Origin of the sequence: Lentzea sp. NPDC020367, assembly GCF_044387305.1 — a bacterium.
GTDB lineage: Bacteria > Actinomycetota > Actinomycetes > Mycobacteriales > Pseudonocardiaceae > Lentzea.
This window is the reverse complement of the sequence record NZ_JBIRVV010000006.1, coordinates 86085-112898: the sequence shown is the minus strand read 5'-3', so window position 1 is coordinate 112898 and position 26814 is coordinate 86085. Positions and strand designations below refer to the sequence as shown.

The 26814-nt window shown below is 69.0% G+C and carries 26 protein-coding genes and 1 tRNA gene; 15 read left to right on the top strand and 12 right to left on the bottom strand.

Features of this window, described 5'->3' with window-relative positions; all coding sequences use genetic code 11:
• Positions 1–64: 64 nt before the first annotated feature.
• From ACH413_RS25630 to ACH413_RS25615, 4 genes are all read right to left on the bottom strand, one after another.
• Entirely contained in the window at positions 65–721 is a 657-nt protein-coding gene (locus ACH413_RS25630; protein ID WP_360032208.1) for a DUF4383 domain-containing protein, read from the bottom strand.
• A 71-nt stretch (positions 722–792) separates the two neighbouring features.
• Positions 793–1455, bottom strand: a complete 663-nt coding sequence (locus ACH413_RS25625) for an SAM-dependent methyltransferase (protein WP_360032211.1) — start codon at positions 1453–1455, stop codon at positions 793–795.
• 119 nt (positions 1456–1574) lie between these two features.
• Positions 1575–1646 (bottom strand) — tRNA-Glu (locus ACH413_RS25620).
• Between the two features lie 143 nt (positions 1647–1789).
• Positions 1790–3118 carry a PucR family transcriptional regulator gene (locus ACH413_RS25615; RefSeq protein ID WP_360032214.1) on the bottom strand — a complete coding sequence of 443 codons (1329 nt, stop codon included), beginning with the start codon at positions 3116–3118 and terminating at the stop codon, positions 1790–1792.
• Positions 3119–3206: 88 nt separating this feature from the next.
• Here ACH413_RS25615 and ACH413_RS25610 point away from each other — a divergent pair, with 88 nt between their 5' ends.
• The 4 genes from ACH413_RS25610 to ACH413_RS25595 are packed head-to-tail and all read left to right on the top strand — an operon-like array spanning position 3207 to position 8561.
• Entirely contained in the window at positions 3207–4631 is a 1425-nt protein-coding gene (locus ACH413_RS25610) for a sodium:solute symporter (RefSeq protein ID WP_360032217.1), read from the top strand.
• On the top strand, positions 4628–5566 hold the full coding sequence (gene speB / locus ACH413_RS25605; protein WP_360032220.1) for an agmatinase: 939 nt from the start codon (positions 4628–4630) through the stop codon (positions 5564–5566). Before ACH413_RS25610 ends, speB begins: the two co-directional genes overlap by 4 nt.
• A complete protein-coding gene (locus ACH413_RS25600) occupies positions 5563–7176 on the top strand; it encodes a thiamine pyrophosphate-binding protein (RefSeq protein WP_360032223.1) in 1614 nt (537 codons plus the stop codon). The genes speB and ACH413_RS25600 overlap by 4 nt, the downstream gene beginning before the upstream one ends.
• The gene (locus ACH413_RS25595; protein ID WP_360032225.1) at positions 7173–8561 is read left to right on the top strand and encodes an aminobutyraldehyde dehydrogenase; all 1389 of its coding nucleotides are present in this window, start codon (positions 7173–7175) and stop codon (positions 8559–8561) included. Before ACH413_RS25600 ends, ACH413_RS25595 begins: the two co-directional genes overlap by 4 nt.
• Here ACH413_RS25595 and ACH413_RS25590 read toward each other — a convergent pair.
• A complete protein-coding gene (locus tag ACH413_RS25590) occupies positions 8536–9336 on the bottom strand; it encodes an oxygenase MpaB family protein (RefSeq protein ID WP_360032228.1) in 801 nt (266 codons plus the stop codon). The genes ACH413_RS25595 and ACH413_RS25590 overlap by 26 nt on opposite strands.
• Positions 9337–9443: 107 nt before the next feature.
• On the opposite strand from ACH413_RS25590, the gene ACH413_RS25585 reads away from it, so the two are divergent.
• Positions 9444–10388, top strand: a complete 945-nt coding sequence (locus tag ACH413_RS25585) for a zinc-binding dehydrogenase (RefSeq protein WP_360032231.1) — start codon at positions 9444–9446, stop codon at positions 10386–10388.
• Between the two features lie 48 nt (positions 10389–10436).
• On the opposite strand, the gene ACH413_RS25580 is transcribed toward ACH413_RS25585, so the two are convergent.
• The 4 genes from ACH413_RS25580 to ACH413_RS25565 form a co-directional block, all read right to left on the bottom strand.
• Complete coding sequence (locus ACH413_RS25580) at positions 10437–11144, bottom strand: zf-HC2 domain-containing protein (RefSeq protein ID WP_360032233.1); 708 nt, start codon at positions 11142–11144, stop codon at positions 10437–10439.
• A complete protein-coding gene (locus ACH413_RS25575) occupies positions 11141–11692 on the bottom strand; it encodes a sigma-70 family RNA polymerase sigma factor (protein ID WP_325516962.1) in 552 nt (183 codons plus the stop codon). Before ACH413_RS25575 ends, ACH413_RS25580 begins: the two co-directional genes overlap by 4 nt.
• A gap of 123 nt (positions 11693–11815) precedes the next feature.
• Complete coding sequence (locus ACH413_RS25570; protein ID WP_360032236.1) at positions 11816–12751, bottom strand: DUF1996 domain-containing protein; 936 nt, start codon at positions 12749–12751, stop codon at positions 11816–11818.
• 58 nt (positions 12752–12809) lie between these two features.
• Entirely contained in the window at positions 12810–13457 is a 648-nt protein-coding gene (locus ACH413_RS25565; protein WP_360032239.1) for a GntR family transcriptional regulator, read from the bottom strand.
• Positions 13458–13526: 69 nt separating this feature from the next.
• Between ACH413_RS25565 and ACH413_RS25560 the strand changes: the two genes are divergently transcribed.
• Positions 13527–13952 (top strand): VOC family protein, encoded by a 426-nt coding sequence (locus ACH413_RS25560; protein ID WP_360032242.1) that lies wholly within the window; start codon positions 13527–13529, stop codon positions 13950–13952.
• A gap of 33 nt (positions 13953–13985) precedes the next feature.
• On the opposite strand, the gene ACH413_RS25555 is transcribed toward ACH413_RS25560, so the two are convergent.
• Positions 13986–14534, bottom strand: coding sequence for a hypothetical protein (locus ACH413_RS25555; protein ID WP_360032245.1), 549 nt, complete (start codon positions 14532–14534; stop codon positions 13986–13988).
• A 199-nt stretch (positions 14535–14733) separates the two neighbouring features.
• Here ACH413_RS25555 and ACH413_RS25550 point away from each other — a divergent pair, with 199 nt between their 5' ends.
• The 3 genes from ACH413_RS25550 to araD are packed head-to-tail and all read left to right on the top strand — an operon-like array spanning position 14734 to position 17991.
• Positions 14734–15381 carry a GntR family transcriptional regulator gene (locus ACH413_RS25550; protein ID WP_360032248.1) on the top strand — a complete coding sequence of 216 codons (648 nt, stop codon included), beginning with the start codon at positions 14734–14736 and terminating at the stop codon, positions 15379–15381.
• Entirely contained in the window at positions 15368–16273 is a 906-nt protein-coding gene (locus ACH413_RS25545; protein ID WP_360032251.1) for a dihydrodipicolinate synthase family protein, read from the top strand. The genes ACH413_RS25550 and ACH413_RS25545 overlap by 14 nt, the downstream gene beginning before the upstream one ends.
• The gene (gene araD, locus ACH413_RS25540; RefSeq protein ID WP_360032254.1) at positions 16270–17991 is read left to right on the top strand and encodes an L-arabinonate dehydratase; all 1722 of its coding nucleotides are present in this window, start codon (positions 16270–16272) and stop codon (positions 17989–17991) included. Before ACH413_RS25545 ends, araD begins: the two co-directional genes overlap by 4 nt.
• Here the strand turns inward: araD and ACH413_RS25535 are convergent.
• Positions 17988–18863 carry an alpha/beta fold hydrolase gene (locus ACH413_RS25535; protein ID WP_360032257.1) on the bottom strand — a complete coding sequence of 292 codons (876 nt, stop codon included), beginning with the start codon at positions 18861–18863 and terminating at the stop codon, positions 17988–17990. The genes araD and ACH413_RS25535 overlap by 4 nt on opposite strands.
• Before the next feature lie 98 nt (positions 18864–18961).
• Between ACH413_RS25535 and ACH413_RS25530 the strand changes: the two genes are divergently transcribed.
• Complete coding sequence (locus tag ACH413_RS25530; protein WP_360032260.1) at positions 18962–19516, top strand: TetR/AcrR family transcriptional regulator; 555 nt, start codon at positions 18962–18964, stop codon at positions 19514–19516.
• Here the strand turns inward: ACH413_RS25530 and ACH413_RS25525 are convergent.
• Positions 19513–21579 (bottom strand): PQQ-dependent sugar dehydrogenase, encoded by a 2067-nt coding sequence (locus tag ACH413_RS25525; protein ID WP_360032263.1) that lies wholly within the window; start codon positions 21577–21579, stop codon positions 19513–19515. The genes ACH413_RS25530 and ACH413_RS25525 overlap by 4 nt on opposite strands.
• A 138-nt stretch (positions 21580–21717) precedes the next feature.
• On the opposite strand from ACH413_RS25525, the gene ACH413_RS25520 reads away from it, so the two are divergent.
• From ACH413_RS25520 to ACH413_RS25500, 5 genes are read left to right on the top strand one after another with little or no spacing between them, the layout of a single operon-like run.
• A complete protein-coding gene (locus tag ACH413_RS25520) occupies positions 21718–22911 on the top strand; it encodes an extracellular solute-binding protein (protein ID WP_360032266.1) in 1194 nt (397 codons plus the stop codon).
• Positions 22908–23954: an ABC transporter ATP-binding protein gene (locus ACH413_RS25515; RefSeq protein WP_360032269.1), complete on the top strand. Its 1047-nt coding sequence runs from the start codon at positions 22908–22910 to the stop codon at positions 23952–23954. Before ACH413_RS25520 ends, ACH413_RS25515 begins: the two co-directional genes overlap by 4 nt.
• Positions 23951–24841: a sugar ABC transporter permease gene (locus ACH413_RS25510; protein WP_360032272.1), complete on the top strand. Its 891-nt coding sequence runs from the start codon at positions 23951–23953 to the stop codon at positions 24839–24841. The genes ACH413_RS25515 and ACH413_RS25510 overlap by 4 nt, the downstream gene beginning before the upstream one ends.
• Complete coding sequence (locus ACH413_RS25505; protein ID WP_360032275.1) at positions 24838–25662, top strand: ABC transporter permease; 825 nt, start codon at positions 24838–24840, stop codon at positions 25660–25662. The genes ACH413_RS25510 and ACH413_RS25505 overlap by 4 nt, the downstream gene beginning before the upstream one ends.
• Before the next feature lie 50 nt (positions 25663–25712).
• Positions 25713–26696 carry a LacI family DNA-binding transcriptional regulator gene (locus ACH413_RS25500; RefSeq protein WP_093604781.1) on the top strand — a complete coding sequence of 328 codons (984 nt, stop codon included), beginning with the start codon at positions 25713–25715 and terminating at the stop codon, positions 26694–26696.
• Positions 26697–26814: the final 118 nt, after the last annotated feature.

Below are 26814 nucleotides of genomic sequence, written 5' to 3'. Positions count from 1 at the left end.
TGGGCTCGCACGACGCGTCTGTGCCGGACAGGGGGTTCGTCCGGGTTTCAGTGCTGGACGGGAATCAGTGCTTGATCTTGTCCTTGCTCACCCGCTCGGTCTTGGGGTCGACCACCGCCTGCTCCTGGGTGATCGGTTCCCTGCGGGCCGAGCCGGTCGGGAGCGGCTCGGTGATCGGTGCGGTCGGTCCGGTGCTCACGTGCGGGTCCGTCTGCTCGATGCGCGGCGAGTCGTCCCGTTCGTCGTGGAACGCCTCCGAGCGCGGCTCGGGCACGATCGGCTCCTCGTCCTCGACCAGCTTGCGGCGCGCGGGCATCACCGCGAGCAGCAGGCCGAACACGGCGAGGCCGAGGTGCAGCCAGTTGTCGTTCGCGTTGACCGCCAACGGGTTGCCGTACTGCTCGGCCGGGTTCTGGGCGAGGATCCCGGTGATCATCAGGTCCCACACGAAGAGCGCGGCGAAGCCGGCGAACAGCAGCCAGCCGTAGAGCCGCGAGAGGCCCGAACCGAGAGCCATCAGCAGGCCCAGTACACCGACGGCCACGAACACCGTGTTGTGCAACGGGTTCACCGAGAACCCGAGCACGAACGAGCTGGCGGCCCAGTCGCCGACCCCGGTACGGGTGAAGCCCACGATGCCGAACACGATGAACGCGATGCCGGCCAGTCCGGCCAGCAGCTGCACCGGCTGCAGACCGGCGACCTTGATGCGGTGGGTCATGTCGCCCTCCAGGCTCCGTGTCTTGTCGACCGGCGGACTACCCCGCCTTCACAGAGACCAAACGCCGGGCGTCAGTGGTGGCCCTTGCGGCCGATCCCCGCGTACGCGCCGGGCACCACGGCAGGCGCCTCGATCGACAGCCCTTCCATGAGCTGCTCGACCGGCGTCGGATGCGAGACGACGAGGAACCCGCCGGCCGGGAGCGCGTGCCGATAGCGGCGCACGACGCGGCCGGGGCCGGTGACGTCGTCGACGTACCGCAGGACGTCGACCATCAGCACCGCGTACGGCTCACGCAGGTCGAGATGGGACAGCACGCCCGGATGCCGGAGCACCTGATCGGGACGGCGCAGGTCCGCTTCCACGGCGCACGCCCGCGGGTCGCCGCGCAACAGTCCACGTGAGAACGCGACCGTGACCGGATCGGAGTCCACGTAGACGACACGCGCGTCGGGCAGCGTCTGGTGCGTGGCACCGCACGTCGGTATGCCCGAGCCGAGGTCGAGGAACTGGCGCACGCCCGCCGCCCAGCAGTGGCGGACGGCATGGCGCAGGAACGACCGCTGCGCTCGGGTCACGAGCGGCAACTCCGGGTCGATCCGGACTGCCTGTTTGGCGAACGCACGGTCGGCGGCGTAGTTGTGCGCGCCACCGAGATAGAAGTCATGGATCCGTGCGGCGTTCGGCCGACGTACGTCGACCTCGTAGCGTGCGAAGGCGGGGACCGCAGCCATTCGCAGAGCGTAACTGGCGCCTAGACCATTCGGGCGAAGTTTTCGAAGATTCTTTGGGTCCGTCTGACATGGACACCTCTGCGGGAGGGCCCGGTCCACCCCACTGAGACCGGGCCACGTAGCGCGTACGGGGATCGAACCCGTGTTTCCGGATTGAGAATCCGACGTCCTGACCACTAGACGAACACGCCAGGAACGAGCATTGACACAAAAATGCTCGCAGAATTAGAAGAAAGTGAACTAGCAGGTCACAGCTTGGAGGGCGCTCCGGCCCATTCATCTGCTCGGATCATGGAACAATGATGACCGAGAACGCGCACCCACCGCAAAGCAATTAATCGAGCCACGTCAGGGCGAGCCACAGCGAAGCCCGCGCGTCAGCCGTTCCAAGATCACGACCGAGCAGCCGTTCGACGTGTGAGATTCGGTGCCGAACGCTGTTGCGGTGCACGCCGAGCACTCCCGCGGCGCGGTCCCAGCTGCCGTGCTGGCCGAGCCAGACCCTCAGCGTGTCGATCAGTTCTGGACGGCCGAGCAGTCCCGCGAGCTCGCGGCGGGCGTACTCCCGCGCCGCCACCGGGTCCACCAGAGAGGACAGGTCGGACGCCGGGAAAGCGGGCTCGCCGGTGGCTTTGGCGCGCGCCAGCAACGACGAGGCCTCGGCCGCCGCGGCGTCGATTCCGGACCCGTCCACCGGGGACGACACCCCGACCGGCCCGGACGCCTCGAAGCCGGCGGGCACCAGCGCCAGGAACCCGCCGCCCTCCTTGGACACCAGCGGCCCGTACCGCTGCGCCAGCACGTCGTAGTCCGCCTTCGACTCCCCCGCCACCACCCGGTGGGGGCCGGGTCCGAGCACCTTCTCCACACCGGACACCTCCGGCCGCAGCAACGCGGAGGCGGCGAGCCGCGCGATCTGGCCGCGTTCGCTCTCCAGGTCGCGGCGCAGCAGCCCGAGCAACGCCAGCGCGACCGCGACGACGGCCCGTTCGGCGGGCGAGAGCGGGGCCGATCGGCGCACCACGAGCACGGCGGACTCGACGGGATCGAGCGTGACGTGGTCTTCACCCACCTGGGTCGAGGCCGAACGGGGTCCCCGGCCCGACGCGACCCGCACGGCGAGCGAGGCGACGTCCTGCGGCGCGGACGCGGGATCCACGAGATCGGCCCGGCAGTGCAGCACCACGGCCAGCGTGGTCAGCACCGACTCGACCGGACGGACGCGGGTCGCGGCACGGGTCAGGGCGCGCTGGCTGTCCGCGAGCATCCGCTGTTCCCGCACGGCGATCTCCGCGAGCAACGCGCCGAGTGCCTGCGAGACCGCCAGGAACGGTGTCGACGGCGGCACCTCCAGCAGCGGCATCCCCTGTGCCGCACAGGCTTCCACCAGCGACGACGGCACCGTAGGGAACTCCGGCTCGACGCCGAACCCGATCGCCGAGACGCCCTGGGACAGGAGCCCGGCGACGTACGCGGGCACGTCGGACGGGAACCGCACGCCGGCCGTGAGCAGCAGCTCCTCGCCGACCAGGTAGGGCGTCGGGTCCTCGAGTTCGGACACGTGCGCCCAGCGGATCGGCCGGTCCAGCGCGTCGGCTCCACACAGGACGGTCAGCCCGAGATCGACTCGCGCGACGAGATCCTTCAGTGGGACGGTTTGCACAACCATGGTCCGCCGATTGTGCACAACGACCACTTACCAGCGCCAGTGCGCGTTCCTACTGTGACCTGCAACCCAAGGAGGTCCGACAGTGGCTCTCGACTACGCGGTGATCGCCGCCTACGTGCTCGGCATGATCGGCATGGGCTGGTGGGGCATGCGCCGTGCCACCAGCAAGAGCGAGTACCTGGTCGCCGGACGCAGGCTCGGCTTCACGATGTACTCCGGCACCATGTCGGCCGTCGTGCTCGGCGGCGCGTCGACCATCGGCGGTGTCGGGCTCGGCTACAAGTTCGGCGTCTCCGGCGCCTGGATGGTGTTCGCCATCGGCCTCGGCATCCTGCTGCTGAGCGCACTCTTCGCGCGCCGGATCGTCAGGCTGAAGGTCTACACCGTGTCGCAGATGCTCGATCTCCGGTACGGCGGCAACTCCAGCCTGATCTCCGGTCTGGTGATGGCGGCCTACACGCTGATGCTGACCGTCACGTCGACGATCGCCTACTCCACCATCTTCAACGTCCTCTTCGGACTGCCCAAGTCCGTCGGCGTGATCATCGGTGGCGGCATCGTGGTGCTGTACAGCGTTCTCGGCGGCATGTGGTCGATCACGCTGACCGACATCGTGCAGTTCGTCGTGAAGACGGTCGGCATCCTGTTCCTGCTGCTGCCGATCAGCCTCGCCACCGCGGGCGGGTTCGACGGCATCCAGGCGCGGCTGAACGACCCGGCGATGTTCGAGGTCGGCAACATCGGCGTCAGCACGATCGTCACCTACCTGCTGATCTACGTGTTCGGCCTGCTGATCGGGCAGGACATCTGGCAGCGCGTGTTCACCGCGAAGTCGCCGAAGGTCGCGACCTGGGGTGGCATCACCTCAGGCCTCTACTGCCTCGTCTACGCGGTCGCGGGCGCGTTGATCGGTCTCGCCGGCAAGGCGCTCTACCCGAACATCGCCAACAAGGACGAGGCGTTCGCGACGATCGTGGAGAACCTGCTGCCGACCGGGGTGCGCGGGCTCGTGCTCGCCGCCGCGCTGGCCGCGATGATGTCCACCTCGTCCGGTGCCCTCATCGCCTGCGCCACCGTGGCTTCCAACGACATCTGGCGCCGGAAGACCGATTCGGACGTCCACAACAACCGCATGTTCACGCTCGTGATCGGTGTCGTCGCGATCGGCATCGCGGTGGCGTTGAACGACGTCGTGGCCGCGTTGACGGTCGCCTACAACATCCTCGTCGGCGGGCTGCTGGTCGCGATCATCGGCGGTCTGGTGTGGAAGCGCGGCACCCGGCTCGGCGCGATGGTGTCGATGGCGGTCGGGGCGCTGACGGCGATCGGGTTCATGGTGTTCGTGGACGTCTACGCCAACGAAGCCATCTACTACAGCCTCGGCGCGTCGTTCGTGACGTACGTCGTGGTCAGCCTGGCCACCCCGGCCACCTCGCCCGAGGTGCTCGCGAACTGGGACCGCCGGGTGGCCGGTGACGCAACCGAAGAGGAACTGGTGAACGCATGATCGGCCCCGTCGACTCCTCGAAGGTCCCGCGCTACGCGGGCCCGGCGACCTTCGCCCGGCTGCCGCGCCTCGACCAGGTGGCGCACGCGGACGTCGCGGTGGTGGGAGTCCCGTTCGACACCGGCGTCTCGTACCGGCCGGGCGCGCGGTTCGCGCCCACGGCCGTGCGGGAGGCGTCCCGGCTGTTGCGGCCGTACAACCCCGGTCTGGACGTGTCGCCGTTCGAACGCGTGCAGGTCGTGGACGGCGGGGACATCGCGGTCAACCCGTTCCACATCGGCGAGGCCATCGAGACGATCGAGGGCGCCGCCACCGAGTTGCAGGCCGAGGGCACGAAGTTGGTGACCATCGGCGGTGACCACACGATCGCGCTTCCGTTGCTGCGGGCCGTGTCGCGGATCCACGGGCCGGTGGCGTTGCTGCACTTCGACGCGCACCTCGACACGTGGGACACCTACTTCGGTGAGCCGTACACGCACGGGACGCCGTTCCGGCGCGCGGTCGAGGACGGCATCCTCGACACCGAGGCGATCTCGCACGTCGGCACGCGAGGACCGTTGTACGGCAAGAAGGACCTGGAGGACGACCGGCGGCTCGGGTTCGGCATCGTGACGTCGTCGGACGTGATGCGGCGGGGCGTGGACGAGACCGTGGACGCGTTGCGGCAGCGGATCGGCTCGCGCCCGTTGTACGTGTCGATCGACATCGACGTGCTGGATCCGGCGCACGCTCCCGGCACCGGGACGCCCGAGGCCGGCGGGATGACCTCGCGCGAACTGCTGGAGATCGTGCGAGGGCTGCGGGGACTGAATCTTGTGGGCGCGGACGTGGTCGAAGTGGCGCCTGCCTACGACCACGCGGACATCACTTCTGTGGCAGCCTCGCACGTGGCCTACGACCTGGTGAGCCTGCTGGCACTGAAGGAGGGCGTGTGACCCGCAACGGTGGCGATGTCGTCGTCGAGACCCTGGAGGCGCTCGGCGCGCACACCGTGTTCGGCATCCCGGGGCAGCACGCTTTGGGACTCTTCGACGCGCTGCGGCGATCGGAGCTGCGGTACGTCGGTTCGCGGACCGAGGTCAACGCCGCCTTCGCCGCCGACGGGCACGCGCGGATCACCGGCTCGGTGACGCCGCTGCTGGTGTCGACCGGGCCCGGCGCGCTGCAAACCCTTGCCGGGCTTCAGGAGTCGGCCGCGGGCTCGGCCCCGGTGCTGGGCATCTCGTCGCAGATCCCCTCCTCCGGCCTCGGTGGTGTGCGCGGCGGGTACCTGCACGAGCTGACCGACCAGTTGGCGTCGTTCCGGGACGTGGTCAAGCACGCCCGCGTCGTCCGGCACGCCTCGCAGATCCCGTCGGCGCTGGCCGAGGCGTGGGAGATCGCGCTGACCGCGCCGTTCGGGCCGGTGTGGGTGGAGATCCCGCAGGACGTGCTGCTCGGGCCCGCTTCCGTGCCGCCGGTGACGTCGGTGTCCTGGTCGCCGCGCGAGCTGCATCCACGCGCGGAGCTGGTCGAGGAGGCCGTGCGGTTGCTGGACGGCGCTGCCCGGCCGGTGATCCTGGCCGGCGGTGGCGCTCTGCACGCGCGCGACGAGTTGCTGGAGCTGGCGGAGAAGCTGCGCGTGCCGGTCGTGACGACGTTCGGCGGCAAGGGCAACTTCCCCTGGGAGCACCCGCTTTCCGCGCGGTCGTGGCTGGAGGACTGGCACACCACCGAGTTCCTCGCCGACGCGGACGTGCTGCTCGTCGTGGGCTCGGGGCTGGGTGAGCTGTCCAGCAACTACCGGACGTTCGCGCCGCGCGGCACGGTGATCCAGATCGAGGCCGACCTCGGCAAGCTGGAGTCGAACTACCCCGCGCTCGGCATCCACGCCGACGCCCGCCACGCCTTGCGCGCCTTGACTTCCGGCGTCACGGCCCGCGCTGCCGACGACGTCGCGGAGGGACGGGTGATGGCGCTGCTCGCGAGTGTGCGGGAACGATTCGCGGGGCAGGAGCTCGACCTGGAGTGGCAGGTTCTCGCGGCACTGCGGGCCGCGGTTCCGGACGGCACGCCGACCTGCTGGGACATGACGATCCTCGCGTACTGGGCCTGGTCGGCCTGGGATCCGCGTGGTGGCGCGCAGTTCTCCGCCCAGGGCGCCGGCGGGCTCGGCTACGGCTTCCCCGCCGCTCTCGGAGTGGCGGCGGCGGTCGACGGGCCGGTGCTCGCGGTGTCCGGTGACGGCGGCGCGATGTACGGGATCTCCGAGCTCGCCACGGCCGCGCAGCACGGGTCGCGGGTCGTGTGGCTGATCGTCGACGACGGCGGCTACGGAATCCTGCGCGAGTACATGACCGACGCGTTCGGGCAGGCCACCGCCACCGAGCTGAGCCGCCCGGACTTCGTCGCGCTCGCCGAGGCGTTCGGGGTGCCCGCCACCCGCAGCACGCCCGAGTCGCTGCGCGAGGATCTCGCCAAGGCGTTCGCCGGGGACGGCCCGCACGTGGTCGTGCTTCCCGCGGTGTTGCGCATGTTCGCCCCCACGCATCTGGAGCACCTGTGATCGTCGCGAACTTCGTCAACGGCACCTCAGTCTCCGCTGCCGGCACCTCACCGCTCATCGATCCGGCGACCGGCGAGGAGTTCGGCCGCGCGGTCGTGTCGCGTGGCGCCGAGGTCGACGCCGCCGTCCAGGCCGCCGCCGACGCCTTCCCCTCGTGGTCGCGCACCACGCCCGGCGAACGTCAGCACGCTCTCCTCAAGCTCGCCGACCTCCTCGAGGCCAACGCCTCGGCGATCGCCGACGCCGAGGTCCGGGAGACCGGCAAGGTCCGCTCGGTGCTGCTGGACGAGGAGATCCCGCAGTGCGCGGACCAGATCCGGTTCTTCGCCGGTGCCGCCCGTGCGCTGGGCACCGCCGCCGCGGGCGAGTACATCCCCGGCCACACCTCGTACCAGCGGCGTGAGGCGGTCGGGGTGATCGCGCAGATCACGCCGTGGAACTACCCGCTGATGATGGCCGTCTGGAAGATCGCGCCGGCACTGGCCGCGGGCAACACGGTGGTGCTCAAGCCCGCCGACACCACGCCTTCGTCCACCGTGTTGCTCGCGTCGCTGGCCTCGGAAGTGCTGCCGGCCGGCGTGTTCAACGTCGTGCTGGGCGACCGCGACACCGGCCGGTTGCTGGTCGAACACCCCGTGCCCGCCATGGTGTCGCTGACCGGTTCCACCCGCGCCGGCGTCGAGGTGGCCCGCAGCGCCGCCGCGACGGTGAAGCGCACGCACCTCGAACTCGGTGGCAACGCGCCGGTCCTGGTGTTCGACGACGTGGACGTGGCCGCCGCCGCGGAGGGCATCGTCGGCGCCGCGTTCTACAACGCGGGCCAGGACTGCACGGCCGCGTCACGCGTGCTGGTGCACTCGGCCGTGCACGACGAGTTCGTCGCGGCACTGGTGAAGGCGGCGTCGAGCCAGGTTCCCGGCACCGACTTCGGGCCGTTGAACAGCCACGCCCAGCTGGACCGCGTGCTCGGCCTGCTGTCCCGCTCCACCGCCACCGTCCACTGTGGAGGCAAGCGGCACGGATCGGCCGGGTTCTTCCTGGAACCCACCGTGGTCTCGGGCCTCGCGCAGGACGACGAACTCGTCCAGGAAGAGGCGTTCGCCCCGCTGATCACCGTGCAGTCGTTCGCGGACGACGACGAGGCGGTCTCCTTGGCCAACGGGGTTCCGCAAGGGCTCGCGTCCTCGATCTGGACCCGCGACACCGGCCGGGTGGCGTCACTGACGTCCCGGCTCGACTTCGGCATCGTCTGGGTCAACACGCACGGCCTCGTCGCGTCCGAGATGCCGCACGGCGGTTTCGGCGCCTCGGGCTACGGCAAGGACCTGTCGATGCACGGCCTGGAGGACTACACGCGCGTCAAGCACGTGATGATCGCGCACTGAGCATCGCCTGGTACGGCATCGGGTAGTGCAGCAGGCTGGCCGGGACGAACGCGGACACGAGCCGGATCATCCGGATCCACCGGCGCAGCCTGCGTTCGTCCCGGTCCGTCCACTCCAGACCGAGTCTGTCCCGCAACGCCTCCGGCAGCGTGCCGACCGCGAAGTCCGGCAGCACCCGCGCCGCGACCGGCCGCACCAACGGCCAGAGTGCGCTCGGCAGATGCTCGGTTCCTGGCGCCTTGCCCGACCGCAGTTCGAAGGCCTCCAGCAGGCTCTGCACCCCGTCGGTGCACGCCAGCTGCGTGGCGACCACGTCGTCGAGGTAGGCGCGCAACGCGGTGAGATCGCCCGGCATCGTCCTGATGCCGAGCGTCTCCCCGGTCTCCCGCCACTCCCGGTACAGCCGCTCCTCGTGGATCGCGGGCATCCTGGGCCGCAGCAACCGGTACGCCGTGAGCAGCGAGTCGAAGCTGGTCGCGTGCACCCAGCGGAACAACTCCTCGTCCGCGCCGGGAATCAACGCGTGCGACCGCACCAGCCGTTCCGCTTCCTGCGCAGCCAGTTCACCGCCGAACAACCGCAGCTGGGACGAGGTGATGGTCCTGGTCAGCCGTGCGAACGGGTCGGCGCGGTAGCCGTCGCGCACCGCGGCCGCGATCACCGGGTGCGCGACCTGCATCAGCACGGCACGGCCCAGCACCACCAGCTCGAACCGGGTGTACCAGCCGAGCCGCCACGTCACCGACTCCGGTCCCAGCGTCACGACCATGATCATTCCGCGCTTCCGGTCGCCCGCCGGAGATCAACACCCGAAGGTGTTACCAGCCGTCGCCGCCGGCTGCTGTTGACCTCCAGTTAAGTGGAGTTCGTAGCGTCACGGGCATGTTCGCGATTCGGCAGTACGAGTTCGGCCCGGCGGAGAACCTCAGGTTCGAGGAGGTTCCCGACCCGGAGCCCGCCGCGGGCCAGGTCCGCGTCACCGTGGCCGCTGCCGGCGTCCACCTCGTCGACACCACGATCCGCAAGGGCGGCTTCGGGCCCGTCGCCTTCCCGATGACGCCGGGACGTGAGGTCGCGGGCGTCGTCACGGCCCTCGGCGACGACGTCTCGAGCGACTGGCTCGGCCGCCGGGTCGTCGCACACCTCGGCCAGGCGAACGGCGGCTACGCCGAACTCGCGGTCGCCGGCGTGAGCGCCCTGCACGCGCTGCCCGACGACGTGTCGTTCGAGGCGGCGGTCGCCATGATCGGCACGGGCCGCACGGTGGTTGCGGTGCTCGACTCGGCGAAGCTCACGAAGGACGACGTCGTGCTCGTGACGTCGGCGGCGGGCGGCATGGGCGCGTTGTTCGTGCAGGAGGCGCGCAACGTCGGCGCGCAGGTCATCGGCCTCGCGAGCACCGAGAAGCTCGACCTCGTCATGGACAACGGCGCGGACGCCGCCATCGACTACACCCAACCCGGCTGGGCGGACGGACTCAAGGACATGACCGTCGTGCTGGACGGCGTCGGCGGCGAGGCGGGCGCGCTGGCGTTGAAGACGCTCGGCGTGAGCGGGCGGCACGTCATCTACGGCTGGGCGTCCGGCGCCATGACCCCGATCAGCACGGAGGCGTTGTTCCCGAACAGCCTCACCGCGACCGTCGCGCTCGGGCCCGGCCTGATGCGGCGCGGCCTGCGGGTGCTGGAGGAGGAGTCGCTGGCGGGGCTGGCGAGCGGCCGGTTCGTGCCCGCGATCAACCCGCCGTTCGCGCTCAAGGACGCCCCGACGGCGCACGAAGCGCTGGAATCCCGTGCCACGGCGGGAAAAGTCGTGCTCAAGCCGTGAGAAAAGGGGCCGCCCCCGCACTGCGGAAGCGGCCCCTCGTCCCCTCGGTCACGCCTGAACCGGCACCTCGACGAACTTCTTGCCCGCGAAGTTCTCGACCACCACGGACTGCACGTCCTTGGGGTCGACCAACGCGGAACCGTCCAGGTTCGTGCCCTCGGCGGCGCCCTTCTTGGACACCACCCAGGAACCAGCCTCCTGGCGGCTGCCGTCCTTCGAAACCACGAAGATCCGGCACTTCTCGCCCTCGGGAATGCCGTTGATCGCCATGTTCGTGCGAACCCATCCGGCGGCGGGGACGACCTTCACCGTCATCGACGCCTTCGTCACCGGGTCCGTGAACGTGGCGAGCTTGGTGCCCGCCGGGTCCGGTGCCACCGTCGGTGTGGGAAGGGCCTGATTCACTTCGGGTGAAGTGGCCTTACCGACGAAGACTCCGGCGCCCAGCACCAGCGCGGCCACGACGGCCGCCGCGGCACCAAGCGTGAACTGACGACGCCGTGCGACGCCACCTCGTTCCGAACGCACCTGGCGCAGGGTGCGCTGCAACAACAGATCGCCGCCCTCGGGCGGCCCGTCCAGCATGGCCTCCGGCGGCACCTCGCCGAGGAAGGCCTCCATGTCGCGGAGCTCTCCGAGTTCACGCGCGCATTCAGGGCAGGACGCCAGGTGCTCGTCCATCTCACGCACCTCCTGCTCGTCCAGTGCTCCAAGAACGTAAGCACCGAGCAGTTGCGGGTCGTGCTGCGTGGTCATCCGGCCACCCCCTTCAGTGCGACCTTCTGACCTCCGAAGGTCTCCCTCAAGGCTCGCAACGCGTAATACGATCTTGATTTCACCGTTCCCGGTGGCACCCCGAGCGCTTCCGCCGCCTCCGTCACGCTCCGGCCGCGGAAGTAGATCTCCATCAGCACGTCGCGGTGGTCGGAGGACAGCCTGTCGAGCGCTTCGAGCACCACCACCGAGTCGACGACCTGGTCAGCGTGGTCGCGTTCGATCGGTGGCGTCGTCGGGGACTCCGCCACCTCCTGAGGGCGTGCCGCCTTCGCACGCACCCTGTCGGTGACGATGTTGCGCGCCACCGTCAGCAACCAGCCGCGCACCGATCCCTTGCCGTTCACGAGGGCGTCGGGATGGCGCCACGCTCGGACCAGGGTCTCCTGGACCACGTCCTCGGCAGCCGCCCGATCGCCGGTCAACCGCGTCGCGTACGCCAGCAGCGCCCGACCGTGCTCCTCGTAGAGCGATCGGATCAGTGCCTCGTCGGCCGCGGTCTCCCGTTTGCGGGAGAACAAAGCCGCCATCCACCCACTCCTCCCCGCCCGCGAACACCTCTTGCGGGCGTCCTGTTCAAGACCTCAGCCGACACACGAGCGACAGAGAGCTTCGGTTCAACGGGTTTCAACTAAAAAATGGAATGCCGGATGTTAGCGGGACCGGTTGAGCGTCCCGACCAGCTCCGCCATCTGCGCGTCCGGCATGACGTTGATGTACATCCCGTGGTCGGTCGCCGGGTCGCGCAACTCCTCCTTGAAGCTGTCGATCGCGAACGGATGACCTGGCGGGACGTCGTAGCCCACGGTGACGTGCAGCCGCGGGATGGGGAACGTCTTGGCCGGGCACATCCCGCCGGCCAGCGGGAACACCACGTGGGTGCGGTGTGAGGCGCTGTCGGTGTTGTTGCCGTCCCAGCAGCTGCCGAAATCATAGTTCCGCAACGTGGTCGCGTTGCCGCACAACGGGTATTTCGTCGTGTAGCGGCCCGGCTGGTCCGAACAACCCCACCGGGCTCGCGTGTTCGGGCCGTAGTCGTTGGTGAACGCCGACGGATCGCCGGTGATCAGGCGCAGGAACCGCGGCATCGGTAGCACTGGGCTCACCGGGCTGCCGTCGTACCGGATCTCCACGCTCTTCGGCCTGAGCACCTCACCGGTGTTGCCGTGCAGGCCGCCGCCGTCCGCGTGCGCGTCGTGGCCGGTGCCGTCGGTCAGGCGCAGCACGGGCCAGTAGTAGGTCGAGAGGTCGTCCTTCTCGCACGTCGTGGACGCGGCCGCGAGAGAGTCGTCGGTCGACTTGGCGTCGGCCGATCTGTTGCCGACGTACTCGTGCGTGTGGTGCGCGCCGAACGGGATGCCTGGCGAGACAACGGGGTTGTCCGCGTTGAGGTGACGTTCCTCGTTCGCACCGCACCGGATGACGACGTTCGGCGTCTTCGGTTCGGTGAGCACCTGGTCGAGCTCGCTGACGTACTGGTCAGACGACGGCGCGCCGTTGGACGTGCCGTTGAGCAGGACCGCGGAGCCCGCGACGACGAGGACCGCGACCACCGCGACCGCGAAGGTCGCCGGTTTGTTCCGGGCCACAATCACAGCCTGCCAACCCGTTCGGGCAAACCAAAGTGGTCTGTCTCAATTGGACCGGTCACCGCTGCTCCACGAGTTTCGCGTACGAACCGCGCAGGTGTTCCTCTGCCGCGTGCGCTGCCTTGGCGGCGTCACCGGAGCGCAGAACCGCGATCAGACCGGCGTGCTCCGGCACGACGTTGCCCTGGTAGGAGGGGTCGCCGACGATCCGTGCGAGCAGGAACAGGTGGACCTGGCTGCGGATCGCCTGCCACGCCTCCGTCAGCCGCCGATGGCCCGTCGCGGCGTACACGGCGTCGTGGAACTCGATGTCGAGCGCGACCCGTTCGGCGTCGGTCCTGGCCAGTTCCATTGCCCCGACAACCGCGTCCAGAGCGTCGAAATTCCGGGCCTTGACCGCCGCCGTCCGCATCGCGAGGACGTCCAGCGCCGTCCGCAGCGTGTAGAGCTCCTCGACGTCCTCCGGGTCCAGCGGACGCACCCACGTGCCGCGGTGCCACTCGGAGACGACGAGACCCTCGCCTTCCAGCAGTACAAGGCCCTCTCGCACCGAACCGCGGCTGACGCCGAGCTGGCTCGCGAGCTCGACCTCCTTGAGCGCGCTGCCGGCGGCCAGTTCGCCGCTCAGGATCGCGTCTCTGATCCGGTCCGCGGCCTCCCCCGCGACACCTTTGCGCAGGACCGGCCGTACAGCGGGGAGGGGCATGTCCGAATGTTGACATCGCGGAAACAGGAGGGTCAAATTCCTGGGTCGAGTGTGGAAGGAAGTCATCACGTGACCCAGACCATCCCTCGTTTCCACCTCGCGGTGCCCGTCACCGACCTGGGGCAGGCCCGCGCGTTCTACGGAGGTGTGCTGGGCTGCCCGGAAGGCCGGTCGAGCGACAGCTGGATCGACTGGAACCTCTTCGGCCATCAGTTCGTGACGCACCTGGTCAAGGACCCCAGACCCGTGGCGGCGCACAACGCGGTCGACGGCCACGACGTGCCCGTGCCGCACTTCGGGGTGCTGCTCGGCGTCGAGGCGTTCCTGCTGCTCGCGGACAAGCTGCAGGCGGCGGGCACGGAGTTCGCGATCGCGCCCTACCGCCGGTTCGCCGGACTGCCCGGCGAGCAGTGGACCATGTTCTTCCGCGACCCGTCGGGGAACGCCATCGAGGTGAAGGCGTTCGCCGACGACTCGCAGGTCTTCGCGACCTGAGTCCTGCTCCGCGTCCTGCTACCGCGCCTGTTCCTACTGGGCGGTCACCAGCGGCAGGCGGTCGTGGTTCACCACGCTGACCCCGGCCACGTCCCCTGCCCGCACCATCGCGGACCCGGCCAAGGTCACCTCACCGTCGTGCGCCCTCCACGAGCCGGCGGTGAAGGTTCGTCCGTCCTTCGTGTGCACGACCAGCCAGCAGGCTTCCCCGTCCTGCATCCCGTCGACCGTCGCGACCAGCTTCAGGCCACCCTCGGTGTCGGTGACCTGCACGGCCATGTGCGCGCCCGTCGACGAGGTCCCCTGCAAGAGCGCGTCGGCGGTGCCACCCACCCCCGAGCCCTGGCCCATCCAGACGCCCCCAGCGAGCACTCCGGCGACCACGAGGGTCGATGACAGGGCCGTGATGCGCCCACGGCGACGCACGGCCCTATGTCTCTCATCGCGGACCGTGCCCAGCGTGCGCTGAAGCAGGTGGTCCGCGTTCGGTGGAGGTCCGTCAAGCATGGCCTCCGGTGGCAGTTCTTCCATCAGCATGTCGTTCTCGTTCAACTCGTTGGTGCCCAGGACGTTCGGTGCCATGCGCTGGCGGACGCGGCAATGGACACGGTTACGCGGAACGATGCACTCAAATTTCTCCTTCTCCAGTCCCGCGTGCAGCGGTGACCAACACCTTCAAAACGAGCCGAAGAGGAAGTTGGTTCAACCCAGATACAAGGACGTTGCGCAGCCCACACAAGACGGTTGACCTGGGCCTCCAGCAGCTCCTAGGCTCTCATATATGATGTATGACCGGGCTGGAGCACTTCCGGCGTCCCGGACGGACTTCGTTCTGGAATCGATCAAAGAAGCGATTCTTTATGGAAAGCTGAAGCCCGGGCAGGCGCTCGTCGAAACCGATCTCGCCGCGACGCTCAACGTCTCGAAGACGCCCGTACGTGAGGCGCTCAAGACGCTCGCCGGGTCGGGGCTCGTCGTGATGAGCCCGTACAAGGGGGCCACGGTCCGCACGGTCGACGCCGAGATGGCGTCCTCCGTCTACGACGTGCGGATGCTGCTGGAGCCCGAGGCGCTGCGCCGTTCCGTCCTGGCGGGGGCCGACTTCACCGAGGCCCGGTCGGCGTTGGACGACACCTCTGACCTGGCACGACGCAGTCTGGCGAACCGCCGCTTCCACCGCGCGCTCTACGCGGGGTGCGGCAACCCGTTGATGGTCGAGATCCTCGACGGGCTGCGCGACCAGGCCGCGTTGATCACCGTCGCGGGCTGGGGCATCAGCCCGACCTGGGACGCCGAGGACGCCGAGCACCGGGCGATCCTCGTCGCCGCGGAGGAGGGGTTCGGCGACGCCGCGGCCGACCTGCTCCGCCGCCACATCCAGACCTTCGCCGACCGAGTAGTCGAGGAGCTTCCCGATGTCGTTCGATGACCTGTCCGACCAGCTGGCGTCCGTCGTGGCGATCACCGTGACCCCGTTCGACGCGGACGGGGCGATCGACGAGAAGAACTACGCCGCGATCGTGGACCGGATGGTCGAGGGCGGCGTCTCGGTCGTGACGCCGAACGGCAACACGAGCGAGTTCTACACGTTGTCCTCCGACGAGACGGAGCGCGCGCTGCGGATCACCGTGGACGCGGTCGGGGACCGGGCCGCGATCGTCGCCGGGGTCGGGCACGACCTGACGTCCGCGGTCACCGCCGCCCGGTTCGCGGATCGGGCCGGCGCGCGGGGGATCATGATCCACCAGCCGGTGCACCCGTACGTCTCGTTGGACGGATGGGTCGACTACCACCGGGAGATCGCCTCGGCGGTGCCCGAGCTGAGCGTGATCCTCTACGTGCGGAACCCGCGGATCGGCGGTGCGCAGATCGCCGCGCTGGCGGACGCGTGCCCGAACGTCGTCGGCGTGAAGTACGCGGTGCCGGACCCGGTGCGGTTCGCGTCGGTCGCGCGGGACGCCGGGCTGGAGCGGCTGACGTGGGTCGCGGGGCTGGCCGAGCTGTCGGCGCCGGGCTACTTCGCGGTCGGTGCCTCCGGGTTCACGTCGGGACTGGCGAACGTCGCGCCGCAGTTGTCGGTGCAGATGTTCCGCTGCCTGCAGGCCGGTGAGTTCGGCGCGGCGATGGAGTTCTGGGAGTTCATCCGGAAGTTCGAGGAACTGCGGGCCGCCTCCGAGTCGGCGAACAACGTGTCCGTGGTGAAGGAAGCGTTGGCGCAGCTCGGTTTGTGCCGTCGGGACGTGCGTCCGCCTGCCAGCGTTTTGAGTGAGGCTGATCGTTCTGCCGTGGGTGTGCTGCTCAACTCGTGGAGTCTGCTGTGACGTTCGCCCAGAAGAAGCTTCGGAGTGCGGAGTGGTTCGAGGGTGAGGGGCTGCGGGCGTTCTCGCACAACGCCCGCATGCGGCAGCTCGGCATGAATCCGTCCGAGCACCTCGGGAAGCCGGTCATCGCGATCCTGAACACGTGGAGCGGCATCAACCCGTGCCACATGCATCTGCGCGAACGGGCCCAGCAGGTCGAGCGCGGAGTGTGGGAGGCGGGCGGCTATCCGTTGGAGTTCCCGGTTTCCACGTTGTCGGAGACGTACCAGAAGCCGACTCCGATGATGTACCGGAACATGCTGTCGATGGAGACCGAGGAGATCCTCCGCTCCTACCCCGTCGACGGCTGCGTGCTGATGGGCGGCTGCGACAAGACGACGCCCGCGTTGCTGATGGGGGCGGCTTCCGCCGGGCTGCCCACAGTTTTCGTGCCGGCCGGGCCGATGCTGCGCGGGAACTGGCGGGGCCAGAAGCTCGCGTCCGGCACGGACATGTGGCGGTTCTGGGACGAGAAGCGGGCGGGCACGATCTCGTCGTCGGACTGGGCCGAGATCCAGTCCGGGCTGGCCCGCTCCCCCGGCACGTGCATGACGATGGGCACGGCCTCGACCATGACGGCCGCCGCGGAGGCGTTGGGGCTGACCTTGCCCGGTGCGTCGTCGATTCCGGCCGTCGACTCGGCGCACCACCGGATGGCGGCCGCGTCGGGCATGCGCGTGGTGGACATGGTGCGCGAGGGGCTGACGATCGACGACGTGGTGTCGGCGGAGGCCTACGAGGACGCGATTCGGACCGTGCTGGCGCTGGGCGGGTCCACGAACTCGTACATCCACCTGATCGCGATGGCCGGGCGGTCGCGGATCTCGTTGTCGCTGGACGACTTCGACCGGTTGTCGCGAGAGGTGCCGGTGCTGGCCTCGGTGCAGCCCGCCGGCGAGCACCTGATGGAGGACTTCTACTACGCGGGCGGGCTGCGCGGGCTGCTGTCGCGGTTGCGGGAGTCGTTGCACCTCAAGCGGATCACCGTCACCGGGCGGACGTTCGGCGAGGACCTCGAGGGCGCCGAGGTGTACGACTCGTCGGTGATCCGGTCTTCGGACGACCCGATCTCGGCTGAGGGTGGACTGGCTGTGCTGCGGGGCAATCTGGCTCCTGACGGCGCGGTGATCAAGTACGTGGCGGCTGATCCCGCGTTGTGGCGGCACACCGGACCCGCCGTGGTCTTCCACGGCTACAAGGATCTACAGGCACGGATCAATGACGCTTCGCTGGCGGTCACGAAGGATTCGGTGATCGTGCTGGCCGGTGGGGGCCCCAAGGGCGGGCCCGGCATGCCGGAATACGGGATGCTGCCCATCCCGGACAAGCTGCTGCGCGAGGGTGTCCGGGACATGGTGCGCGTGTCGGACGCGCGGATGAGCGGAACTTCTTATGGCGCATGCGTTCTGCACGTGGCCCCGGAGGCGCACATCGGTGGGCCGCTGGCGCTGGTGCGGGACGGCGACCTCGTGACGCTGGACGTCGAGGCGCGGGTGCTGCGCGTGGAGATCTCCGACGAGGAGATGGCGCGTCGCCGGGACGCGTGGACACCGCCGCCGCCGAAGTTCGAACGCGGGTACGGCGCTTTGTACTACGAGCACATCACGCAGGCCAACGAGGGCTGCGACTTCGAGTTCCTGTCACGGGCAGGGACGAACCCGGAGCCCAACGCCCACTAGCTCTTGGACTCGACGCGGCCCTGTTCGGTGACCACGTCCTGCCAGTCGGTCGTGCCGAGCAGCTGACCGCGCAGGTAGGCCGTGGTGAGCTGCTGCACGGCCGCGACCCGTTCTGGGCTCTCGTCCGTGGTCTCGGCGACGTCGTACCCGGAGACGCCGCCGAACCCGTGCTCCGCGCCGAACAGCGTGAGCAGGTCCTTCGGGCCGGGCGAGAGGTGGTAGGGGTCGGCGTGCCAGGCAGGCCCCATGGTGGTGAGGTGCTCGGAGGCGTCCGCGTCACCGGCGACCACGAGCGCGGGCGAGGTCATCTCGCTGAAGTCCGTGGCCTGCATGAAGGAGTAGTTCTCCTTCACCACGTCGGTGACCGCGTCACCCCGGCCGGTCGAGCCGAGCAGCACGCCCGCCCTGATCCGGTCGTCCTTCAGGCTCACGCCCTCGGTCTTCATGCCCAGCAACAGGCTCGCGGTGTGACCACCCATCGAGTGGCCGACGACGGCGATCCTGGTGCGGTCCCAGCGGTTCTGCAGCTGCGGCACGGCCTTCTCGATCTCGTCGAGCCGGTCGATGAGGTGCGACATGTCCTCGGCGCGTTCCCGCCAGAACATCGGCGCACCGGGCGTGGTGGCGGGCAGGTTCAAGCTTCGAGAGCTCAGGTGGGTCGGCTGCAGGACGACGAAGCCCTGCTCGGCCCAGTGGTTCGCGAGCGGCGCGTAGCCGTTCAACGAGGACAGGTGGTTCGAGTAGCCCTGCCCGTGCGAGAGCAGCAGGATCGGCAGGCCGACGCCCTCGGTGGGCGCGGAGACCTTCACCTGCAGGTCAACGGGCCTGCCGGGAATCTCGAGCACGACAGGACTCACCGTGAAGACGGTCATCAGGTTCCCTTCGAGTACAGTCCACTAAAGCGGAGCGACGTTCCGGAACGATACGGAGCACTGTTCCGCTTTGTCAACCGTCCGCGAAGGGAGCGCGCGTGCCACCACGCAAGCGAGCCGACGCCGTGCGCAACGAGCAGACCCTGCTCGCGGCCGCGGCCGAGGTGTTCGTCAGGTCCGGCGTCGACGCGCCGATCCGTGAGATCGCGGCCGAGGCCGGCGTCGGCATGGGCACGATCTACCGCCACTTCCCCACCCGCGCGGACCTCGTCGTGGCCGTCTACCGGCACCAGGTCGAGGCGTGCGCGGAGGCCGGTCCGGTCCTGCTGTCCACTTCGGACTCACCGTTCGCGGCCCTGCGGGCGTGGGTCGACCTGTTCGTGGACTTCCTGGTGACCAAGCACGGGCTCGCCGGCGCGATGCAGTCGGACACCAGCGGGTTCCAGTCGTTGCACGAGTACTTCCTGGACCGGCTCGGCCCGATCTGCGGCTCGCTGCTCGACGCGGCGATGAAGCGCGGCGAGATCCGCGACGACCTCGCGCCGGTCGAGCTGATGCGAGGCATCGGAAACCTCTGCATCGGGCGGGACGATGACCCGCGCTACGACCGGCGCAAGATGGTCGGGGTGCTGCTCGACGGTCTGCGTCGCTAGTTCAGCGCCACCTTCAGCAACTTGGTGGAGCTGTTGCCCGCCGTGGAGTCCTTGTCCCCGTTGGACGTCGTGACCCACAGCGACCCGTCCGGCGCGGGCTCCGGGGTGCGGAGCCGGCCATAGGTGCCCTGGAAGTGCGACGTCGTCGTGCCGACCGACGAGCCGCTGATCTGCATGCGGTACAGGCGTTCGCCACGCAGCGCCGCGAGGAACAGCACGTCGTTCACGATCGCGAGACCGGACGGGGACGCGGACCCGACCGAGAAGGTCTTCTTCGGTGCCACGTAACCGCCGCACGAGCCGGAGGTGCCCTCGCAGGACGGCCAGCCGTAGTTGCCGCCCTTCTGCAGCAGGTTGACCTCGTCCATGTTCGAGTTGCCGAGTTCCGCCTGCCACATGCGGCCCTGCGAGTCCGTGGCGAGGCCCTGGACGTTGCGGTGGCCGTAGGTCCAGACGTAGCGGGCGTTGCCGCCCTCGCTGAAGAACGGGTTGTCGGACGGCGCGGAGCCGTCCGGGTTCAGGCGCAGGACCTTGCCGCCCAGGTTCTGCTTGTTCTGGGCGTTCGCGCCGTTCTGGCCGTCACCGGTGCCCGCGTAGAGCTTGCCGTCGGCGCCGAAGCGCAGCCGGCCGCCGTTGTGGAACTTGTTGCGCGGGATGCCGGTCAGCAACGTCGTCCAGCCCGTCAGGGTGTTGCCCTCGATCTTGGCGCGCACGATCCGGTTGTCGCCGGAAGCCGTGTGGTAGACGTAGATCAGGCCGTCCGCGACGAACGTCGGTGACAGTTCGATGCCGAGCAGGCCGCCTTCGCCGTTGGTGCCGGAGACGCCGGGGACCTTGCCCAGGGTCGTCTTGGTACCGGAAGGCGTGATGCGCACGATGTCCTGCGCGTCGCGGCGCGAGTAGACGCCGTCGCCGTTGGGCAGGAACGCGAGGCCCCACGGCACGTCGTTGTCGGTCGCGATCTGCGTGACGGCGCCGACCTGGTCGCCGCCGGACTTGGTGCGAGCGGTCAGTTCGTTCGACGCGGGTGAGGCGTTGCCGACCGCGTCGAAGGCCTTGACCGTGAACCTGTAGTCGGTGTTCGCCTTGAGGCCGCCGATCGTGGCCGACGTCGAGGTCGAGTCACCGACCTTCGCGCCGGCGCTGTAGACCTCGTAGCGCGTCACGCCGATGTTGTCGGTCGACGCGTCCCACGCCAGCGACACCGAGTTCGCGGTCTGCGCCGGGGAACGCAGGTTCTTCGGCGCGGTCGGCGGGATCGGATCCTCCTGCGCGGGCGGGGTCTTGAACTCCGCCGTGTTGGAGGCCTGCGAGATGTTGCCGGCGGCGTCCTTCGCGTTGACGTAGAAGCCGTACGTGGTGTTCGGCTTCAGGTCGGTCATCGTGGTGGACGTGCCGGGCACGGACTTCACGAACTGGCCCAGGTTGTAGATCTCGTACGACGTCACCGCGACGTTGTCCGTCGACGGCTCCCACGTCAGCTTCGCCGAGTCCGGCTTGACGTCCGACGCGACGAGGTTCGCGGGCGCGGACGGCGGTTCACCGTCGACCGGGCCCGTGTTGCCGAAGACCTGGAACTCCTGCAAGGAGTAGCCGTACGACGTTCCGGTGCGGCAACGCGTGGTGCCGTACACGCGGACGTAGCGGCCGCGGCCGGTGACCGTCAGGTCCTCGACGCCGCCCTTGCCGTCGGCGGTCGTGTGGATCGACGTCCACGTGGAGTCGTTGTCCGAGGTCTCGACGCGGTACGCCTTGGCGCACGAGAGGTCCCACTGCAGCCGGACGCGGCTGATGGTCGCGGACGTGCCGAGGTCGACGCGGATCCAGGCCGGATCGGTGTTCGACTTGCTGGCCCAGCGCGTCGCCGAGTCGCCGTCGACGGCGTTGCGAGGTGCGTAGTTCGCGCCGCCGGACGCCGACTCGGTCGCCGGTTTTCCTTGGGACAGCAGGACATCCGCGGCGGCGGCTGGGGGCGCGGCGGAGACGAGCGAGCTCACCGCCACTGCGAGCGCGGTGGCCAGGATGCCGGTTCTCGCCGGCAACCGCCGTGAACGGGGTGCCACAGGTGCCTCCTGCTTTCGTTGGGAACAGGTGGTGCGGCGGCGGCATTGCGTTCGACCCGGCGGCGGGTGTACGAGTGTTACAGAAAAACCGTAAACGTTTTCGCGCGCCAGGTCCAGAGTCAGTTAGGGAGCCATGAGATGCGCTGGACAATGAAGTTGCGGCTCGTCATCCCCGCCCTCTTACTCGTCACGGCGTGTGGTGCGCCGGAGGTCCCACAAGCACAGGACACGCCCTCGTCCGTCCCCGACAAGCCGTCGAAGCCGGTCGAGCTGAACGTGCTCGACGTGGCCGGCAACCTGCAGCTCACGCAGGGCATGATCGACGATTTCGTGAAGGCGCACCCCGATTACGTGTCGAAGGTGAACGCCACCAAGGCGACGGCACCGGACATGCCGGGCAAGCTCAAGGCCGAGCAGAACTCGGGCACCTCGCAGACCCACCTGGTGCTCACCGGAACCGACGGCCTGGCGAGCGTCATCGAGCAGAAACTCGTCCACACCGTGCTCCCCGAATATTCGGCGAGGCTCCCGAAGCTCGAGGACGTGTACCTTCCCGCCGCCAACGAGATGCAGAAGCTCGCGCAGAACCAGGGCGTCGCGATCACCTACTACCCGGCGGGCCCGCTGCTCGAGTACGACCCGGCGAAGGTGCCCGCTCCCCCTTCGTCTCCCGCCGAACTGCTGGAGTGGGCGAAGGCGCACCCCGGCAAGTTCCAGTACGCGCGGCCGGCGAACTCCGGTCCCGGCAGGACGTTCCTCATGGGACTGCCGTACCTGCTGGGGGACAAGGATCCCAAGGACCCGGAGAACGGCTGGGACAAGACCTGGGCGTACCTGAAGGAGCTCGGCCAGTACGTCGACAACTACCCCGGCGGTACGACCGACGTCATGAAGAACCTCGCGAACGGCACGTCGTGGATGGTCGCCTCGACCACCGGCTGGGACATCAACCCGCGCGTGCTCGGCTCGGTGCCGGAGGGCATGAAGATCGCGACCTTCAAGGGCTTCCACTGGGTCACCGACGCGCACTACGCCGTGATCCCCAAGGGCGTCTCCGCGGACGTGCTGTCGGCGAACCTCGCGCTGATCAAGTTCATGCTGGAGCCGCAGCAGCAGGCCAAGGCCTACGACAAGGGCTACTTCTACCCCGGGCCCGCGGTCAAGGGCGTCACGCTGGACATGGCGCCTAAGGAGTCGCAGGAGGCCATCGCCAAGTTCGGCCGCGCCGAGTACGACCGGCTGATCGAGGAGAACCCGAAGGAGCAGTCGCTGCCGGCCACCGCGCAGGTGAAGGCGTTCCAGCGGTGGGACCGAGAGATCGGCAAGAAGTGAGGTTCGCGGAGCTGCACCTCGACCACGTGCGGCGGGCCTTCGGTGACACCGTCGCCCTGCAGGGCATGGATCTCACGATCAAGGGCGGCGAGTTCGTCGCCCTGCTCGGCCCGTCCGGGTGCGGGAAGTCGACGGCGCTGAACTGCCTCGCGGGCCTGCTGCCGCTCACCGGCGGGCGAATCACGCTGGACGGCAAGCGGATCGACGACCTGCCGCCGGAGAAGCGCGGGTTCGGCATGGTGTTCCAGAACTACGCGCTGTTCCCGCACATGTCGGTGCGGCGCAACATCGCGTTCGGGCTGTCCATGCGCAGGACGCCGAAGGCCGAGCTGAACCGGCGCGTGGACGAGGCGGTGCGCCTCGTCCAGTTGGAGGAGCACCAGCACAAGTTCCCGGCTCAGCTCAGCGGCGGCCAGCAGCAACGGGTGGCGATCGCCCGCGCGATCGTGCTCGAACCACCGCTGGTGCTGATGGACGAACCGCTGTCCAATCTGGACGCGGCGCTGCGGCTGGAGATGCGCACGGAGATCCGGCGGCTGCACCAGTCGCTCGGACTCACCACCGTCTACGTCACGCACGACCAGGAGGAGGCGCTGGCACTGGCCGACCGGCTCGTGGTGCTGCGGCTCGGCGAGGTGCAGCAGGTCGGTTCACCGGAGGAGGTCTACGCGCATCCGGTGAACCGGTACGTGGCCGGGTTCATGGGCTACCGCAACATGATCCCGGTGACGGTCGCCTCCCAGGACGGCGAGCGCACGACCGTCCACACCGGAGACGGGGTGAAGCTCGTCGGCGTCAAACGGGAGGAGCTGGGACCTGAGGCCGTGGCGGCGGTGCGGCCGGAGGACTTCACCGTCGGGGAGTCCGGGGACAACACGCTCGAAGCGGTGGTCGAGATCGTCGAGTACCACGGGCGCGAGCAGGCGGTGGAGGCTCGGCTGCGCGACGGTTCGCCGTTGCACGTCCGCACGAACTCGCGGCTGGCGCCCGGTGACACGATCATGCTGACGGTGCCGGTCGAGCGCGTGCTGGTGTTCTCGTGACGGCGACACTCGAGCGGGCCTCGCTCAAGCACCGGCTCGCCGAGAAGGGCGTCGACCGCGTGCTGTGGCTGCTGGTGCCGGGCGCGGTCTTCGTGGTGCTGCTGTTCGTCTACCCGTTCCTGTACGGGTTGCAGCTGTCGTTCCAGCCCAAGGGCGGCGGCAGCCCGTTCCGGAACTACATCACCTTCTTCTCCGACCCCTACCTGGCGGAGACCGTCTGGATCACGCTGCGGCTCGGGCTGCCCGCGGCGTTGTTCAACGTGCTGGCGGCCATCCCGATCGCGTTCCGGATGCGCGGCCGGTTCCGGGGGAAGCGGGCGCTCACGACGATCCTGGTCGTCCCGATCACCCTCGGCACCGTGCTGACGGCGGAGGGGCTGCTCGCGTTCTTCGGACCGGCGGGGTGGTTCAACCGCGTCTGGCTGGCACTGGGAGCGGACGAACCGGCGAAGCTCACCCACAACTACTGGGGCGTGCTGTTCAGCCTGGTCATCACCGGGTTCCCGTTCGCGTTCCTGCTGACGCTGTCGTACCTCTCCGGCATCGACCCGACGCTGGAACAGGCCGCGGCGACGCTGGGCGCCTCACGCCGGCAGCGGTTCCGGACGATCACCATGCCGCTGCTGGCACCGGGACTCGCCGTCACGTTCTGCCTGAGCTTCGTGCTGGCCTTCAGCGTGTTCCCCAGTGCGGTCATGGTCGGCGACCCGGTCGGCGAAACGCACGTGATGTCGATCGCCGCGTACGAGACGGCGTTGCGGGACAACGACTTCGCGCTGGGATCGGCGATCGCGATGCTGATGGCGCTGGTGATGCTGATCGTGATCGGCCTGGTGCTGATCTGGCGCACGACCCTGTACCGCGGCGCGACGGGAGGCAAGGGATGAGGCTCACCGCTCGCCCGGTTGTATGGCTGACGTGGGGCGCTCTGGCGTTCTTCATGCTCAACCTCGCCGGCATCGTCGGCGCGGTCGTCACGAACTCGTTCGCCGAGACGTGGTTCGGTTCCTGGCTGCCCGACGGGTACACCGGCAAGTGGTACGGCGAGGCGTGGCGCGACTACCGGCTGCTGGACGTGCTGGTGGTGACGTTCCAGGTCGCGCTGTCGGTCGTCGCGATCTCCGTCCTCATCGGAGTTCCCACGGCCTACGCGCTGGCACGACGTGACTTCCCCGGCAAGAAGCTGCTCAACGTGCTGTTCCTGCTGCCGATCCTGATGCCGCCGATGACGTACGGCATCCCGCTCGCGACGGTGCTGTACAAGTTCCACCTGGCGGGCAGCATGGCCGGGGTGATCGCGGCGAACCTCGTGCCGGCCGTGCCGTTCGTCGTGCTGACGATGACGCCGTTCATCGAGCAGATCGACACGAAGATCGAGTCGGCGGCGCGGATGTGCGGCGCCTCGACGTTCGCGATCTTCACCCGCGTGCTGGCGCCGTTGCTCGTGCCGGGTGTCCTCGCGGCGTCGATCCTGGTGCTGGTGAGGACGGTGGGCATGTTCGAGCTGACGTTCCTCACGGCGGGTCCGGCCAGCCAGACGCTGGTGGTGTCGCTGTACGAGGCCATGTCGTCGGCGGGCATCCGGCCACAGCAGATGGTCGACTCGATGGCGGTGATCTACACGGGGTCGATGTTGGTCCTGCTGGTGATCGCGCTTAGGTTTGTGAACCCGACCCAGCTCGTGACCCGACTCAAAGACCCCGCTTAACACGTCACCCGTCATGATTGTTTCAACCGGCTGTTGAGGGTGAGGTATCAGTGGCAGTCACCATCCGCGACGTGGCTCGCAGGGCGCACGTATCGGTAGCCACCGTTTCGCGTGCGCTGACGTCTCCTGAGCTCGTGCGCCCGGAGACCAGATCACGCGTGCTGGCTGCCGCGACCGAGCTCGGCTACCAGCCCAACCGGGCGGCCCGCGGGCTCATCACGGGCAAGACGGGCAACATCGGCATCGTCGTGCCCGACCTCGACAACCCGTTCTTCACGGGCGTGCTCAAGGCCGTGCAGGCGCGGGCGATGCAGGCGGACTACGCGGTGTTCGTGGCGGACAGCGACGAGGACCCGGTCGCCGAGGCGAAGCTCGTGCACGCGATGGCGAAGCAGGTCGACGGCGTCGTGCTGTGTGCGCCAGGTCTGGAGGACTCGCAGGTCTACGAGGTGGCCGGGGCGACGTCGCTGGTGCTGCTGAACCGGCGCCTGCCCGGCGTGCCCGCCGCGTTGATGGACTCGGCGGGCGGGATGCACGCCATCATCGACCACCTCGTCGCATTGGGACACCACCGGATCGCTTACCTCAACGGGCCTCGCACCTCGTGGTCCAACCAGGAGCGTCGCCGCGGGCTGATGAAGGCGGTCGCCCAGCACAAGGTGGACCTGGTCGACCTCGGGCCGTTCGCGCCGCGCTACGAGGGCGGCCTGCAGGCGGCCGATCTGGCCGTGGCGGCCGACACGACGGCGATCGTGGCCTACAACGACATCATGGCGCTGGGCGTGCTGGCACGGCTGCGGGATCGCGGCATCTCGGTGCCCGGTGACGTGTCGGTGACCGGGTTCGACGATCTCACGTACGCAGCGCTGTGCTCGCCCGCGCTGACAACGGTGGCAATGCCGGTGGCGCAGGCCGGCCGCACCGCCGTGAACCTGTTGCTCGACTGGCTGGACTCGGACAACACCGAGGTGCCGCAGATCGTGGCCGAGACCCAGTTGATCGTTCGGGGAACGACGACTCCTCCCCGGAAGTGAGAAGTGCCGTGGCCCGATTCGGGCCACGGCACCGGAAATGCAAGGCGGCCCCGGCTGGGCGTCTGGGGGGAGTACGCCTTGAGCCGGGGCCGCGAAGCGGCTGGGCCCGAGGGGGGAG